The organism is Thalassomonas actiniarum (genome assembly GCF_000948975.2).
In the GTDB taxonomy this organism is placed as follows: domain Bacteria; phylum Pseudomonadota; class Gammaproteobacteria; order Enterobacterales; family Alteromonadaceae; genus Thalassomonas; species Thalassomonas actiniarum.
This window is the reverse complement of sequence record NZ_CP059735.1, coordinates 5897899-5910904: the sequence shown is the minus strand read 5'-3', so window position 1 is coordinate 5910904 and position 13006 is coordinate 5897899. Positions and strand designations below refer to the sequence as shown.

Sequence of the window (13006 nt, the reverse complement as noted above, 5' to 3'; positions counted from 1 at the left end):
ATTTTGCATTGCGCGAAACTGTTTCCAGTTCGCTGGCTGAATGTTTTAGCTTTCTGTATCCATGCCGGACACGATTAAATCCTTATTATCAAATCGTTTTAAGCATCTGCTTTTGTTTTTTATTTGTGAATAATGTGTTTTGTTATGGTAGCTGGTGTAATGCGCTGTAATAAACTTATCTTATGAATCAATGGTATAAACTAAGCTGGCTCTGGTGTTACATCAGTTGATCTAAATGCGTTTATCTGTCTCTTGCACTAGAGCCATAAGTAATTAACCGTTAGCCCTTTAAAGCAGTGTTGTGAGGAGCTATCAAGGTAATTATTTCGATTATCGTTATTAACATATTTGGAAGTACAATGTTTAATATAAAAAATATAGTAATAGGTTCGACGTTAGCACTTAGTTCTTTGGCGGTACAAGCAGCTGGTGTTGGTAACCATGAATTGATAGATGAAACGCTAGCAGCTCAACATGGTTATAATTTACAGGGCTTGCAATGGGTTAATGGTTCAGAAACCCGAGGATTAGGTTTTACTTTAGGCTCTGATTTTGTTGATACTCGCTATGCAACGGCAGAAGAAGTAACTGCTTTATTGGCCGGGGCTGATTTGAATGTTATTGATCAGGTAATAGATAGTGGTGGCTGGGCAGTTACAGAACTTAAATATGGTGCTGTTGATCCACTGTCACCTGGTGTAAGGAAGTGTACTGCGGATGGTAGTATTCTCTGGAGTACCTGTGCCCTGACAAAAGACCATGACTTTGCTATTGACCAAGTTCAAAGCTGGGTTCCTAACGAAAGTTATGCTCATTCTTTATTGATAGTAAACCCGGATTATGTCAAACCCAAAGAAGCCTGGGAATGGGACGCATATACTGAAGTTTCAGAGGCAGATGGTGCCCAGCTTGATATGAGTGGTTTAACCTGGATGCGTTTTAAAACTATCGCCCATATGTCTTCTAAAGAAATTAAAGAAGCTTTGGCATGGGGGGGATCATTAAGTGATTGGCGCTGGGCAACCGCGACTGAGGTGGGAGCTTTATTAAAGTCAGATCATGATAATGAATTTCAAAATGTTTTTGGTGGTAGTAGCATGATGATACCTCATACCTTGTTTTATGGTGGGGTCGAAGTTAATGCAGCCGAATGTAGTCCGCTAGCAGAAGATATTGAGCGTCAGAGCCTGGATACAAGTTGTTCGCTCACACTTCATATGGGAGATGTGTCTGGATTTTATCATACACTTTATACGTCTATTGATTTCAGAAACTTTTTATTCCTTGGTAGCCAAAATAGCCAAAGCCAACAGTATGCTGTTGCCTTAGTACGTAAATAGTGATTCTTATTATAAAAGCGTGTTGATATTCGTATTGAAGCGCTTTTTATAAGACATGTAACTTATTTTGCGTCTAACAGGGGGGGTAGCGCGATATACTAGGAAAGTTGTTATTGGGGCATTGTCTGCTTTGAAGTAGAGGCACCGAAGGATTTGTTCGTCGATGATTACACTTGCTCTATTTGTGCAAAGTCGGGGTTTTTACATCTTATTGTAGCTACATCTAAGTTTACCTTGCTCTCAGGAGAAGGTAAGCTGCAAACTGATAGTTTTAATGGCAATGTCGCCAAATATACGTTTTGTAAGATATGGGGTATAAAACCCTTTTATACCTCAAGATTAAATCCTGATGGCATAGATGTAAATGTCCGTTATCAGGATACTCAAGCTAATATTATCACTTTTATGACTTTGATGGTCAGCATTGGGAAAAGCATGCGGTAAGCTAGCTTATAAGAGTAAAGATACTTGATGAAATAGAGTATTTTGGGGCTGCTATAAGGCAGCCCTTATTATTTACAGAATATTTTGCCATAATCCAGCTGCAATTGCGGCACCGGTAACCGGGCCAATGACAGGAATCCAGGCATAATGCCATTGAGAAGAGCCTTTGTTTGCCACTGGTAGACAGGCATGGGCTAATCTTGGACCTAGATCCCGGGCAGGGTTAATAGCGTAACCTGTTGGTCCTCCGAGGGAAAGTCCTATACCCCATACCAGCATACCGACAAGGTAGGGCACCATACCGGCGGCAAAATCACCCGAAGTTACTATGGCGCCAACACCAAAAATCAAGGCCACTGTACCGATAATTTCACTGATCAGGTTTCCCGGAACATGCGATATCGCCGGTGCTGTGCAAAAGACCGCTAGCTTGGCTTCCTGATCTTGGGTTTCTTTCCAGTGGGGTAAATAGGTTAGCCATACCAGAATAGCCCCGGTAAAGCACCCGGATATTTGCGCTAGAGCAGCGCTGATCACATACGTTAATGAGTCATAGACACCGAGGAAGTATTTTGCCAGGGTCACCGCAGGATTAATATCAGCCTGAGGGGATCCGCTTGAACTGGCAACAAATACGCCTATCATAACCGCAAATGCCCAGCCGGCAGTAATAGTAATCCAGCCGCCGTTTTCCCCTTTAGATTTTGACAGTACAACATTAGCGACAACACCGCCGCCGAATAAGATCAAAAAGAGGCTGCCTAAAAATTCACCTATTATATATTCCATTCGTTACTCCATTATCCTTAATGATTTTCTGCCTATAGAGGCATTATTTTGATCTTACCCGGGATACTGCATCTTCCCAGCCCTGGTAAAGCTCATCCCTTTCTGTTTTAGGCATTTGTGGGGTGAACTGACGCTGGCACTGCCAAAGCTCGCCTATTTGCTCGAGTGAATCAAATAAACCCACTTGCAGGCCCGCCAGATAAGCAGCTCCTAAAGCTGTGGTTTCCTGGATCACCGGACGGTCAATATCTGCTCCTAAAATATCAGATAAAAACTGTACCAGCCAGTTATTGGCCACCATACCACCATCTACCCGTAAGGTTGAGGGCCGGATGGCACCGTCATCTTCCATTGCCCGCTTGAGGTCTTTGGTTTGATAACATACCGATTGCAAACCAGCACTGACAAATTCGGCTATGCCGGTATCCCGGGTTAATCCTGAAATGGCACCACGGGCTTGTGGATCCCAATAGGGGGCACCAAGGCCTGTAAAAGCCGGCACCATATAGACACCGTGATTTACCGGGGTGTTTTCTGCTAACTGCTCGGTCTCGCTGGCTTCCTGAATTAAGTTAATACCGTCGCGTAACCACTGGATCGCGGCGCCGGCAACGAAAATACTGCCTTCAATGGCATAGGTGACTTTGCCGTTGAGACGGTAGGCGACGGTCGTTAATAACCTGTTGTTGGATTTTAATGCCTGCTCACCGGTATTAAGCATCATAAAGCAGCCGGTACCATAGGTACTTTTTACCATACCTTCTTTAAAGCAGGCCTGGCCAACCAGGGCGGCCTGTTGATCGCCGGCCATACCGCCGATGGCTATTTCACTGCCAAGCAGTCCGGCTTCGGTGACGCCGAAGGCGGCGCTTGAATCGTGTACTTGCGGTAACAAACTTTCGGGTATGGTTAGCCGGTCCAGTAAGCCGGTATCCCATTCCTGGCTGTGAATATTAAACATCAGGGTACGGGAGGCGTTGGTGGCATCTGTTTTATGGCTCTTTCCACCGGTTAGCCGCCACAGTAAAAAGGTATCTATGGTACCGAAAGCAAGTTCACCTTTGTCTGCACGGGCGCGTGCGCCGCTGACGTTATCCAGGATCCATTTGAGCTTAGTGCCGGAAAAGTACGGGTCGATTAATAAGCCGGTTTTATCATTAAATTCCTGCTCCAGATCTTGTTCAATTAAAGTGCTGCAATAATCGGCGGTACGGCGATCTTGCCAGACGATGGCATTATAGACAGGCTCACCGGTTTGTTTATCCCATACCAGGGTGGTTTCTCTTTGGTTGGTGATCCCTATGGTGGCGATATCGGCGGCACTGAGCTGCTTTTCTGCCATGGCCTGGCGGCAAGTTTCTATGGTCGTTTGCCAAATTTCTTCCGGGTCATGTTCTACCCAGCCGTTGTTCGGGTAATACTGTTTGAATTCCTTTTGCGCGCTGCTGATGATAGCTCCCGAGGCATCAAAAATGATCGCCCGTGAGCTGGTGGTACCTTGGTCGATAGACAAGATATATCTAGACATAATAACGACTCCCCTTTTGCTGTGCCCCTGGCCCAGCAAGATTTTTCTGCTAATGATCAGGAAAAACTTCATCCTTGAGATATTCGATATTAAACAAATATTTTCTTTTGTGAAGGTTAAAGCTTCAATAAAGTACAAATGTGTTGCTTTTTGAATCTTATTGGCTTGATATTGCCTAAGCTTTTATTTGTAAGTTCGTAAAGTTCCGCATTTGCCTTTCTGGTGTTATAGTAACGAAAATTTTATCGATTTGGTGCAACTATACCGGAGTTCAGGAAAAATGGGGCAGGTTAGCCGGCAGGCGAAGATTGTTGAAATGGTGAAAGAGCAGGGTTTTGTGACCATTGAGCATTTTGTTAATTTTTTTAAAGTTACCCCGCAGACCATCCGGCGGGATCTTAACCAGCTGGCTGAGCAAAACCAGATACGCCGTCATCATGGCGGAGCCGGTTTAGACTCCAGCACAGAAAACACTTCCTATAATACCCGCAAGATTTCCCAGCTGGAAGAAAAACAACGTATTGCCCAGGCGGTGGTAAGCCATATTCCGGATCACGCATCGCTGTTTATCAATATCGGCACTACCACAGAAACCATCGCCAGGGCGCTGCTTAATCACCAGGGATTACAGGTAGTGACCAATAATCTCAATGTCGCTTCAATCCTGAGTAATAAAGAAGATTTTAATGTCATTATTGCCGGTGGCATGGTCAGGAGCCGGGATGGCGGTATTGTCGGTGAGGCGACACGGGATTTTATCGGCCAGTTTAAAATGGATTATGGCATTATCGGTATTAGCGGCATAGATGGCGATGGTTCTTTGCTGGACTTTGATTATCAGGAAGTGCGCATTGCCCAGGCGATCATGGAAAACTCCCGTAATGTTTTCCTTGCCGCCGACCATACGAAATTCGGCCGCAGTGCCATGGTGCGTTTAGGCAATATCAAACAGGCGGATAGATTATTTACCGATCGTAAACCGGTAAAAAATATTCTTAATATCCTGAACGAGCATAATGTCTGTTTAGATGTTACCGGCTAGGCAAGCTTCTGTTACTTAATAGGCCAGAGACATATCTTATGCCTCTGGCCTATTTCTTTCTCCGCGATAAAGCTGTCTGAGTTTTGGTTGACATGTCTTAAAAATGCCTGTTGAAAAGTTCGTAATGTGACATTTATTTTCGAAAATGTTCGTTTTGGCTTGCCTGGCGGGTATTTTATTGTATATATTATCAACTGTGTTCGGGCTCGAAGATAAAACAACAGCTGTTCGCTATTTTTCAGGACAGAAGCTCTTGAAAAGCGGGGATGATTTTTATCCGAGAGTTTTTCACCCGTGAAAGCTTTATCAGTTATAAGGGGAAGAAGATGGCAAATTTAATACAAGGGACTGTAGATTTGTTAATTGTTGGCGGCGGCATCAATGGCGCGGGTATCGCGGCAGATGCGGCCGGGCGCAATTTATCCGTTATTTTATGTGAACAGCATGATCTGGCGGGGGCGACTTCGTCGGCCAGCAGTAAACTGATCCATGGCGGCCTGCGCTATTTAGAGCATTATGAATTCCGTCTGGTGCGTGAAGCCCTGGCAGAAAGGGAGGTCATGCTGAAAAAAGCGCCCCATATCATTTCTCCTCTGCGTTTTTGCCTGCCCCATCAGCCCCATTTAAGACCTGCCTGGATGATACGTGCCGGTTTATTTCTTTATGATCATCTGGGTAAACGGGAAACGCTGCCGGGCTCGAAATCCGTGAGTTTTTCTCCTGAACAAGCGCTTAAAGAGCACATTACCCGGGGATTTGAATACTCCGATTGCTTGGTGGATGATGCCCGTCTGGTGATACTCAACGCCATCAGTGCCCGGGAAAACGGCGCAAGCATTTTAAACCGAACCCGGTGTATTCAGGCCAAGCGGGTGGGAGGCATTTGGCATGTCACTCTTGAACATGTCATGAGCAAACAGAGGACTTTAGTCCATGCCCGTGCCCTGGTGAATGCCGCGGGGCCCTGGGTCGGTTCATTTATAGAAAGTGCCCTTAAGCTGACTCCGGTGCGCAAGACCCGGCTGATCAAGGGCAGTCATATTATCGTGCCGAAAATTTATCCGCAAAACCAGGCTTATATTCTGCAAAATGAAGATCAACGCATTGTTTTTGTTATTCCTTATCAGCAGGATTTTTCCCTGATAGGCACCACAGACGTTGATTTTCCCGGCGATCCGGCCAAAGTGGCGATCACGGCAGAAGAAAGGGAATACCTGCTTGATGTGGTTAACCGCTATTTTAAGTCTCAGCTGGTGGAAAAAGATGTCGTGGCAAGTTATGCCGGGGTGCGCCCTTTATGTGATGACGAGTCCAATAGCCCATCGGCTATCACCCGGGATTATACCCTGGAAGTGGAAGAGCACTTGGGGACAGCGCCTTTACTATCCGTTTTTGGCGGCAAGATCACTACCTACCGAAAACTGGCGGAAACCGCTTTAGCCAAGTTGGCGCCCTATTTTGAGGAAATGGCGCCGTCCTGGACAGAAAAAGTCAGTTTGCCCGGTGTCGACTTTCATCGCAGCAGTAAAAATTATGCGCTTGGTTTTAGCGCGGCTTTTTCCCAGGAGTTAAAGCAGAGGTATCCCTGGCTGCCCGCTGAGCTGATCAGCCGCTATTGCCGCACTTATGGCAGTTTATGCTTGCTGTTTTTACGCCAGGCAACGGCTCTGGAGCAGTTAGGGCAAGACTTTGGCGCCGGTTTATATACGGCTGAAGTCGATTATCTGATCACCAAAGAATGGGCCTATAGCTGCGAAGATATTTTATGGCGCCGCACCAAACTGGGTTTGTATCTAACCCCAGCCCAGGTTCAGAGCCTTTCTGATTACCTGGATACGCAGGAATGTCGAAAGGTCTCGGCATAACCGAAATAAGCAAACCTTGTTTATCCATCTCATTATTACTATCGCCGCCAGGGCTATGGCGGAAAAACAACCTGAAAGGATCACAGCCGGCGGCCGTCGGCTTTTTTGAAAACACCATGGAGAGGCATCAGAATGAGAAAAAAATACCACCGAGTGAATAGGTTAACTGGCAGCATCACAAAAGCCCTGGGGCTGGCATTTGCACTTACCGGTTCAAATATGAGTTTTGCCGGACAGGAAGTGCAGAGTAAAGCAGAGCAGTTTTTTGATAAGGTTGCCATTTCAGGTTATCTGTCGCAGGGGATCCAGTCGGTTGAAGCCGATGACGGGGCCTTTGATTTTGAAGATAGCAATATGTCGGCAGGTTTTAACCGTTTCCGCTACGCTTTGGGCTTTGATATCGAACTTAACGATCAGGTAACGGCTTTTGTTGAACTCAGTGAAGAGCCCAATGACTTTGGTGTCGATTATACTCCGCATGTCGACCTGGCTTTGATAAATGTTGCCCTGAATGAGCAACTGACGGTGCAGTTTGGCACTATTGTCACGGTTTTATTTAATTTTCGCGGTTATTCCGATGGTGCCGTGGTACAGGGAAATCCGCTGATTGGTAATTCCCCCGCCGATATGGTCACCGCCGCAGAAGGCATGAAATTAATTGGCAATTATGGCGATTTCCATTGGGATCTCGGTATCAGCAGTTCGGACTTTGGCGAGTCATTTGGTGGTGATCGGGGCTTAACTTACCTGGCCCGCGGCTCATACGATTTCAATGAGCACTTTTCCCTCGGTTTTGGCCTGGCGTCTTCTCGACATGGGGATCAGGTGAGAAACGGTTCTTCCGATATTATCCGGGCCGGTTTATATCAGGGGGATGGCGATAATTATCGTTTTCGCAGCTCAGATACCGGGGGGATCCGCAATACCCATGCCGGGGTGATCCCCGGTCTGGACAGCACGGCTTTGCATATCGATGGCCAATATCAGACGGAGCAAGCCACTATTCGTTTGTGGGCGGGACAGGTTAAGGATGATTTCAGCTTTGCCGACAGCAATGGCCTGGCAACGGTCGCCAGCCTGTCACAGGGCTTTATTGAGCAGGAAAGTGAAATGCGCTTTGTCGGACTGGAGGCAAGTTATTACTTTACCGAAAAGCTTTATGCCGCCAGCCGTTATGTTTTAGTGGAAAATAAGGCGGAAGGTGTTCGCCGCGATGAGCAGCTTTCCCGTTCTCAGCTGGGGATTGGTTATTTCTACCGGGACAATATGTTGTTAAAAGCCGAACTGGTTAATCAGATGGAGCAGAAAAATTCAGCCGGTCAAATAGGTGACGACTGGCAAGGGGTTATGATGGAAATGTCTTTTATTTTTTAACTGCCGCTAAGTTTATCGCCTAAAAGTCAATGCCCCGCTCTGTCCGGGGTATTGACTTAAGTTATTGTCGTCCCTGAGCCTGGCCTGTTAAGTTCCTAACGCTGAGATATTATAATTCTTCAAATGAAATCAGCTGGATAGCCAAGGTTTCATATCTGTCCTTTTGTCAATCAAAAATACTGCTATCTGCTACATCAATGGACATTATCCTGCTTGCTGTATATTCTTAAGCCAGAGTTGGCAGCTTTATTCGTGCCTTGTCTTTGTCTTGTTAAAATAAACAACTTGTATTGATTGAAACAAACTTGCCCGGGATCTGGTCTTTACTATCAAAGTTTTAATCTCAGAAGGAACTTAATATTGAATGTTAACTTTCGCCAATTCTTGTTGTTAGCCTTTGCCTTGTTATCGCTGCCTTTGCATGCGCTGTCGCTTAAGGTGCAAGTGGTGGATCCCGCAGATAAGCCGTTGGAAAATATGGTGGTTTACCTTGAACCTCTTGGAGGTCAACAGCAAGGGAAAACCACAAAAACAGTAGATATTGGTCAGGTCAATAAAACCTTCACCCCTTATATCAGTGTGATCCAGTCGGGCAATGCCGTGCGTTTTTATAACCAGGATGATATTACCCATCATATTTATTCCGTCACCGGCAGTCATAAATTTTCCATTAAAATCCGCTCAGGACAAGAAATGCTTAAACAAGACTTTGTCGAAACCGGTGAAGTGGTGATGGGCTGTAATATTCATGACTGGATGAGCGGTTATTTACTGGTGTTAGATACCCCTTATTTTGATAAAACCAATAGTGGGGGGCAGCTGATTCTGGATGTGGCTGAGCCCGGTCAATATCGGATCACCGTCTGGCATCCGCAACTGCAGGAAAAGAATAACCGTCTGGTGCAAGCGTTTACCTTGCTGGAAAATAAGTCAATAATACTCAAATTAAACCAGATGATGGCGGAAATACCGCAGCAACAAAGTGATGATGATTTTTATTTTCTCTCAGAATATTAAGGACTGAGCATTTAAATGAAGAGTTTGCAGAATAAGATATTTTTGTTTTTTGTCTTGTTATTGCTGGTGGTGCAGGCAATAGCCCTGTCTACCCTGATAGCGGGTAAGAATAATCAGGAGCTGCTGCAAATTAATAACCAGCTGACTACAGCCAAAACTATTTTTAGTGAGTTGTTTGACAGCCGCAGCGAATACCTGGCGGCATTTGCGGAAACCGCCGCCAAAGATTATGGCATTAAACAGGTTTTTCATGATGATACCCGCAGTTTACTGGTGGCGATGAATAACCACAGGAAACGCATTAATGCCGATATTGCCATGGCTATTGCCGCAGATAACACTATCACGGGCCAGTTGCTACTTACCAGGGAACAGGGTGATCAGCGAAAGGTGCGCCAGGGGCCGGAAAAAGGGGAATTATTCCGTTTCAGTGACTGGTTAGACAGCCAGCAGCAGTCGCATTTATACCTGCTTGGTGATGCCGTTTATCAGCTGAGTTTATCGCCGTTAACCGTAGGGGCAAAAACCATAGGTTGGCTGGCCTTTGGTTTTGAAATCGATCAGCGCCTGGCGCTTGAATTTAGAGATATCACCGGTCTGGCAACCGATTTTATCTTAAAGGAAGGCGAACACTGGCGTATGGTGGCGTCCTCTAACCCCGATGCCGACCTGGCTTTTGCCAAAGATATCGTCCAGGGTTTTACCCCGGATACCTATATCGGTGTGGGGCATTTCATTACCGATCTTGATCAACAGGTGTTCGGGGTAGCCATGTATGGTTTACGCGCCGATTTTGTCGAAGTACTGCAAAAGCAATGGTTGCAGCTGCTGATGCTGGCGGTGGTCACCCTGTTATTATCCTTGGCCGGCGCCTATCTGATTGCCGGTTCTATCACTAAGCCGATCACCCGCCTGGTAGAGCAGGCGAAAATAGTTGCCAGCGGTGACTATCATCAAACGATAAAACTTGATGATCAAAATGAATTGGGTCAGCTGGCGGATGAATTCAATGTTATGCAAAGCGCGGTATTGAGCCGGGAGCAGGCCATTACCCACAGGGCAAACCATGATCCCCTTACCGACTTGCCCAACCGTAACGTGCTTAAGCTGACCCTGAACCACCTGACAAAACACCAGAAAAAATTTGCCCTGTTACACCTTAATATCAGCCGGTTAAAAGATGTCAATGATGCTTTGGGCCATGATGTCGGCGACCGGGTGATCACCGAAACCGCCAACCGCTTGTGGCAATTGACGGACTTTCAATTGATTTGCCACCTTGGCGGTGATGAGTTTATGTTAGTAGTGGAATTGACGCCCGATATTGTGCTCGACTTCCTGGTGAATAAGGTACAGCTGGCATTAGAGCCGAATTTTGATTATCAGGGCATCTGTTTGCAGCTCCAGGTCAGGATGGGCATTACCTTGTCTCCGGAGCATAGCAGTGAACCCAAAACCTTATTGCAGATGGCAGATACCGCCCTGCACCATACCCGTAAAGCCCGGCAGCAGCTGCAGGTATATCATGCCGATCTGGATGTAAACAGTGTTGAGCGTTTAAGCTTGATCAATGATTTGAAAAAAGCCATCACCAGTGGTCAGCTTGAGCTTTTTTATCAACCTAAGATCAACCTTAAATCGAATGAAGTGACCCATGTTGAAGCTTTGGTGCGCTGGCAGCACCCGATCTTAGGCATGGTGCCGCCGGATAATTTTATTTATATTGCCGAACAAACCGGACAAATTAATGCCTTAACCCAATGGGTATTTTCTACCGCCCTGGCCCAGTATAAAAACTGGTGCGCCTTGGGGATCACCTTAAATATTGCCGTCAATATTTCCGCGGAAAACCTCAAAGATGCTGACTTTTATAGTTTTGTTTGCCAGGCATTAACCGCCTATCAGGTACCGGCAGAAAATGTCACCCTGGAAGTTACCGAAAGCGCGGTGGTGGAAGATCCGGAATCGGCCATTGCTCTGCTCAGTAAATTTAAAGGGCAGGGTATGCGTATCTCAATAGATGATTACGGCACAGGTTATTCATCCCTTGCCCAGTTAAAGCAACTGCCGGTACATGAATTAAAAATAGATAAATCTTTTGTCCAGAAACTCAAAGATGACGAGGATGACCAGATCATAGTACGTTCGACCATAGAGTTAGCCCACAATATGGGGCTGAGTGTCGTTGCCGAAGGCATAGAAGATGATTATGCCAAATGCTGGCTGGCGGAGCATAAATGCGAGTTAGGACAAGGTTATTTTATCAGTCGCCCGAAACCAGCGTTGGAACTTACCACCTGGTTACAAGAGCAAAAAATTATTGCCGGAGAAAAGGAAGCCTTATGATCAAAATATTAGGCTTTACTCTCGGGCTTTTAAGCACAGGAAGCGTATTGGCTGTAGAAACCGAGTGGCACGGTTTGCTGGACCTCAGGTTTGGCAGTGCAGACACCCTGGACAGTTATATTGACGGCGGCATGGGAAAATTTGGCCAAAGTGACGGCCAGCAAGTTTCTCTGTCGCAACTGGGGGCCGAGTTAGCCCTGAGCTGGGATTCCGGGATCAGCGGCCATCTGGTGGCTAATGCCTATTTGGATGAAGAGGAAAGCGGTATCGGCCTGACCGAAGCCTACCTGAAATACCGAAGCTTACCGGGTGCCTCGGGATACCGCTGGCAAAGCAAGGCGGGAATTTTCTATCCCTCAATTTCACTGGAAAATAATGCTTTTGCCTGGGCCAGTAAAAACACCTTAAATTCCTCGACCCTGAATACCTGGCTGGGGGAAGAAATCCGGGTGCTGGGGGCAGAATTTATGCTGACACGCCTGGGGAAAATACATAATTCCAAGCATGATTTCTCCCTGTCCGGCGCCATTTTCGGCAATAATGATCCTGCCGGGGCCATGCTCGCCTGGCATGGCTGGACCATGAGCAGTCGCCAGACTTTATGGACCGAACGCCGTCCTTTGCCGGATTTTGAAGCCAGCAGGCCGGGCAATATGCTCAGTAACCAGGCGAAAGCGTCAGATCCTTTTCTTGAACTGGACGACAGGCTGGGAGTTCATGTTAAGGCCAGGTGGAAATATCGCGGTAAGGGAGAGCTTTCATCCGGTTATTATGCTAATAACGGCCAGCCCTACATCGTAATAAAGGGCCAGTATGCCTGGAAAACCCGGTTTTACCATCTAGGCGGCAAGTGGCGTCTGGCTAAGGGGCTGGAGCTCAGTGGCCAGTACCTTAACGGCGACACCCTGATGCAGAGCCCGGATAAAGTGGATGTGGTTAATAATGATTATGCCAGCGGTTATCTGGCGCTGACGAAAAAGTGGCGCCAACATCAGCTGACGCTGCGGGGGGAAGAGTTTTCGGTCACGGATAACGATAATACCCCGGGAGATAACAATACCGAATACGGTAAAGCAATGACGGTTAATTATCGTTATCATTATGCCAAAAACTGGTTTTTTTCCGGAGAATTTAACTGGATAGACAGTGAGCGTCCGGCGCGGCGTTATATTGACCAGCCGGTTGAGCTTACCGAGCGACAGTTGCAGTTTTCTGCCCGTTATTTCTTTTAGTGTTTACGGATTGGCTAGCGTTATCCTCT

General features: G+C 46.5%; 9 protein-coding genes. 7 read left to right on the top strand and 2 right to left on the bottom strand.

The window, feature by feature from the left end; genetic code table 11:
- Nucleotides 1-359: 359 nt before the first annotated feature.
- Complete coding sequence (locus tag SG35_RS25670) at nucleotides 360-1340, top strand: hypothetical protein (RefSeq protein ID WP_044833440.1); 981 nt, start codon at nucleotides 360-362, stop codon at nucleotides 1338-1340.
- 516 nt (nucleotides 1341-1856) lie between these two features.
- Here SG35_RS25670 and SG35_RS25665 read toward each other — a convergent pair.
- Both SG35_RS25665 and glpK read right to left on the bottom strand, forming a co-directional pair.
- Nucleotides 1857-2573, bottom strand: a complete 717-nt coding sequence (locus SG35_RS25665) for an MIP/aquaporin family protein (RefSeq protein ID WP_044833439.1) — start codon at nucleotides 2571-2573, stop codon at nucleotides 1857-1859.
- Between the two features lie 43 nt (nucleotides 2574-2616).
- Nucleotides 2617-4101 (bottom strand): glycerol kinase GlpK, encoded by a 1485-nt coding sequence (gene glpK / locus SG35_RS25660; protein WP_044833461.1) that lies wholly within the window; start codon nucleotides 4099-4101, stop codon nucleotides 2617-2619.
- A 280-nt stretch (nucleotides 4102-4381) separates the two neighbouring features.
- On the opposite strand from glpK, the gene SG35_RS25655 reads away from it, so the two are divergent.
- From SG35_RS25655 to SG35_RS25630, 6 genes are all read left to right on the top strand, one after another.
- Nucleotides 4382-5143, top strand: coding sequence for a DeoR/GlpR family transcriptional regulator (locus tag SG35_RS25655; RefSeq protein WP_044833438.1), 762 nt, complete (start codon nucleotides 4382-4384; stop codon nucleotides 5141-5143).
- A 326-nt stretch (nucleotides 5144-5469) separates the two neighbouring features.
- Complete coding sequence (gene glpD, locus SG35_RS25650) at nucleotides 5470-7008, top strand: glycerol-3-phosphate dehydrogenase (RefSeq protein WP_044833460.1); 1539 nt, start codon at nucleotides 5470-5472, stop codon at nucleotides 7006-7008.
- Between the two features lie 153 nt (nucleotides 7009-7161).
- Nucleotides 7162-8382 (top strand): hypothetical protein, encoded by a 1221-nt coding sequence (locus SG35_RS25645; RefSeq protein WP_152646656.1) that lies wholly within the window; start codon nucleotides 7162-7164, stop codon nucleotides 8380-8382.
- 360 nt (nucleotides 8383-8742) lie between these two features.
- Nucleotides 8743-9399 carry a cupredoxin domain-containing protein gene (locus tag SG35_RS25640; RefSeq protein WP_053043103.1) on the top strand — a complete coding sequence of 219 codons (657 nt, stop codon included), beginning with the start codon at nucleotides 8743-8745 and terminating at the stop codon, nucleotides 9397-9399.
- Nucleotides 9400-9414: 15 nt separating this feature from the next.
- The gene (locus tag SG35_RS25635; protein ID WP_044833436.1) at nucleotides 9415-11745 is read left to right on the top strand and encodes a putative bifunctional diguanylate cyclase/phosphodiesterase; all 2331 of its coding nucleotides are present in this window, start codon (nucleotides 9415-9417) and stop codon (nucleotides 11743-11745) included.
- Entirely contained in the window at nucleotides 11742-12977 is a 1236-nt protein-coding gene (locus SG35_RS25630) for a hypothetical protein (RefSeq protein ID WP_044833435.1), read from the top strand. The genes SG35_RS25635 and SG35_RS25630 overlap by 4 nt, the downstream gene beginning before the upstream one ends.
- Nucleotides 12978-13006: the final 29 nt, after the last annotated feature.

Excerpts from the sequence above, each read along its gene's own strand:
- SG35_RS25670 (WP_044833440.1), top strand. The coding sequence starts at position 360 with ATGTTTAATATAAAAAATATAGTAATAGGTTCGACGTTAGCACTTAGT.
- SG35_RS25665 (WP_044833439.1), bottom strand. The coding sequence starts at position 2,573 with ATGGAATATATAATAGGTGAATTTTTAGGCAGCCTCTTTTTGATCTTA.
- glpK (WP_044833461.1), bottom strand. The coding sequence starts at position 4,101 with ATGTCTAGATATATCTTGTCTATCGACCAAGGTACCACCAGCTCACGG.
- SG35_RS25655 (WP_044833438.1), top strand. The coding sequence starts at position 4,382 with ATGGGGCAGGTTAGCCGGCAGGCGAAGATTGTTGAAATGGTGAAAGAG.
- glpD (WP_044833460.1), top strand. The coding sequence starts at position 5,470 with ATGGCAAATTTAATACAAGGGACTGTAGATTTGTTAATTGTTGGCGGC.
- SG35_RS25635 (WP_044833436.1), top strand. The coding sequence starts at position 9,415 with ATGAAGAGTTTGCAGAATAAGATATTTTTGTTTTTTGTCTTGTTATTG.
- SG35_RS25630 (WP_044833435.1), top strand. The coding sequence starts at position 11,742 with ATGATCAAAATATTAGGCTTTACTCTCGGGCTTTTAAGCACAGGAAGC.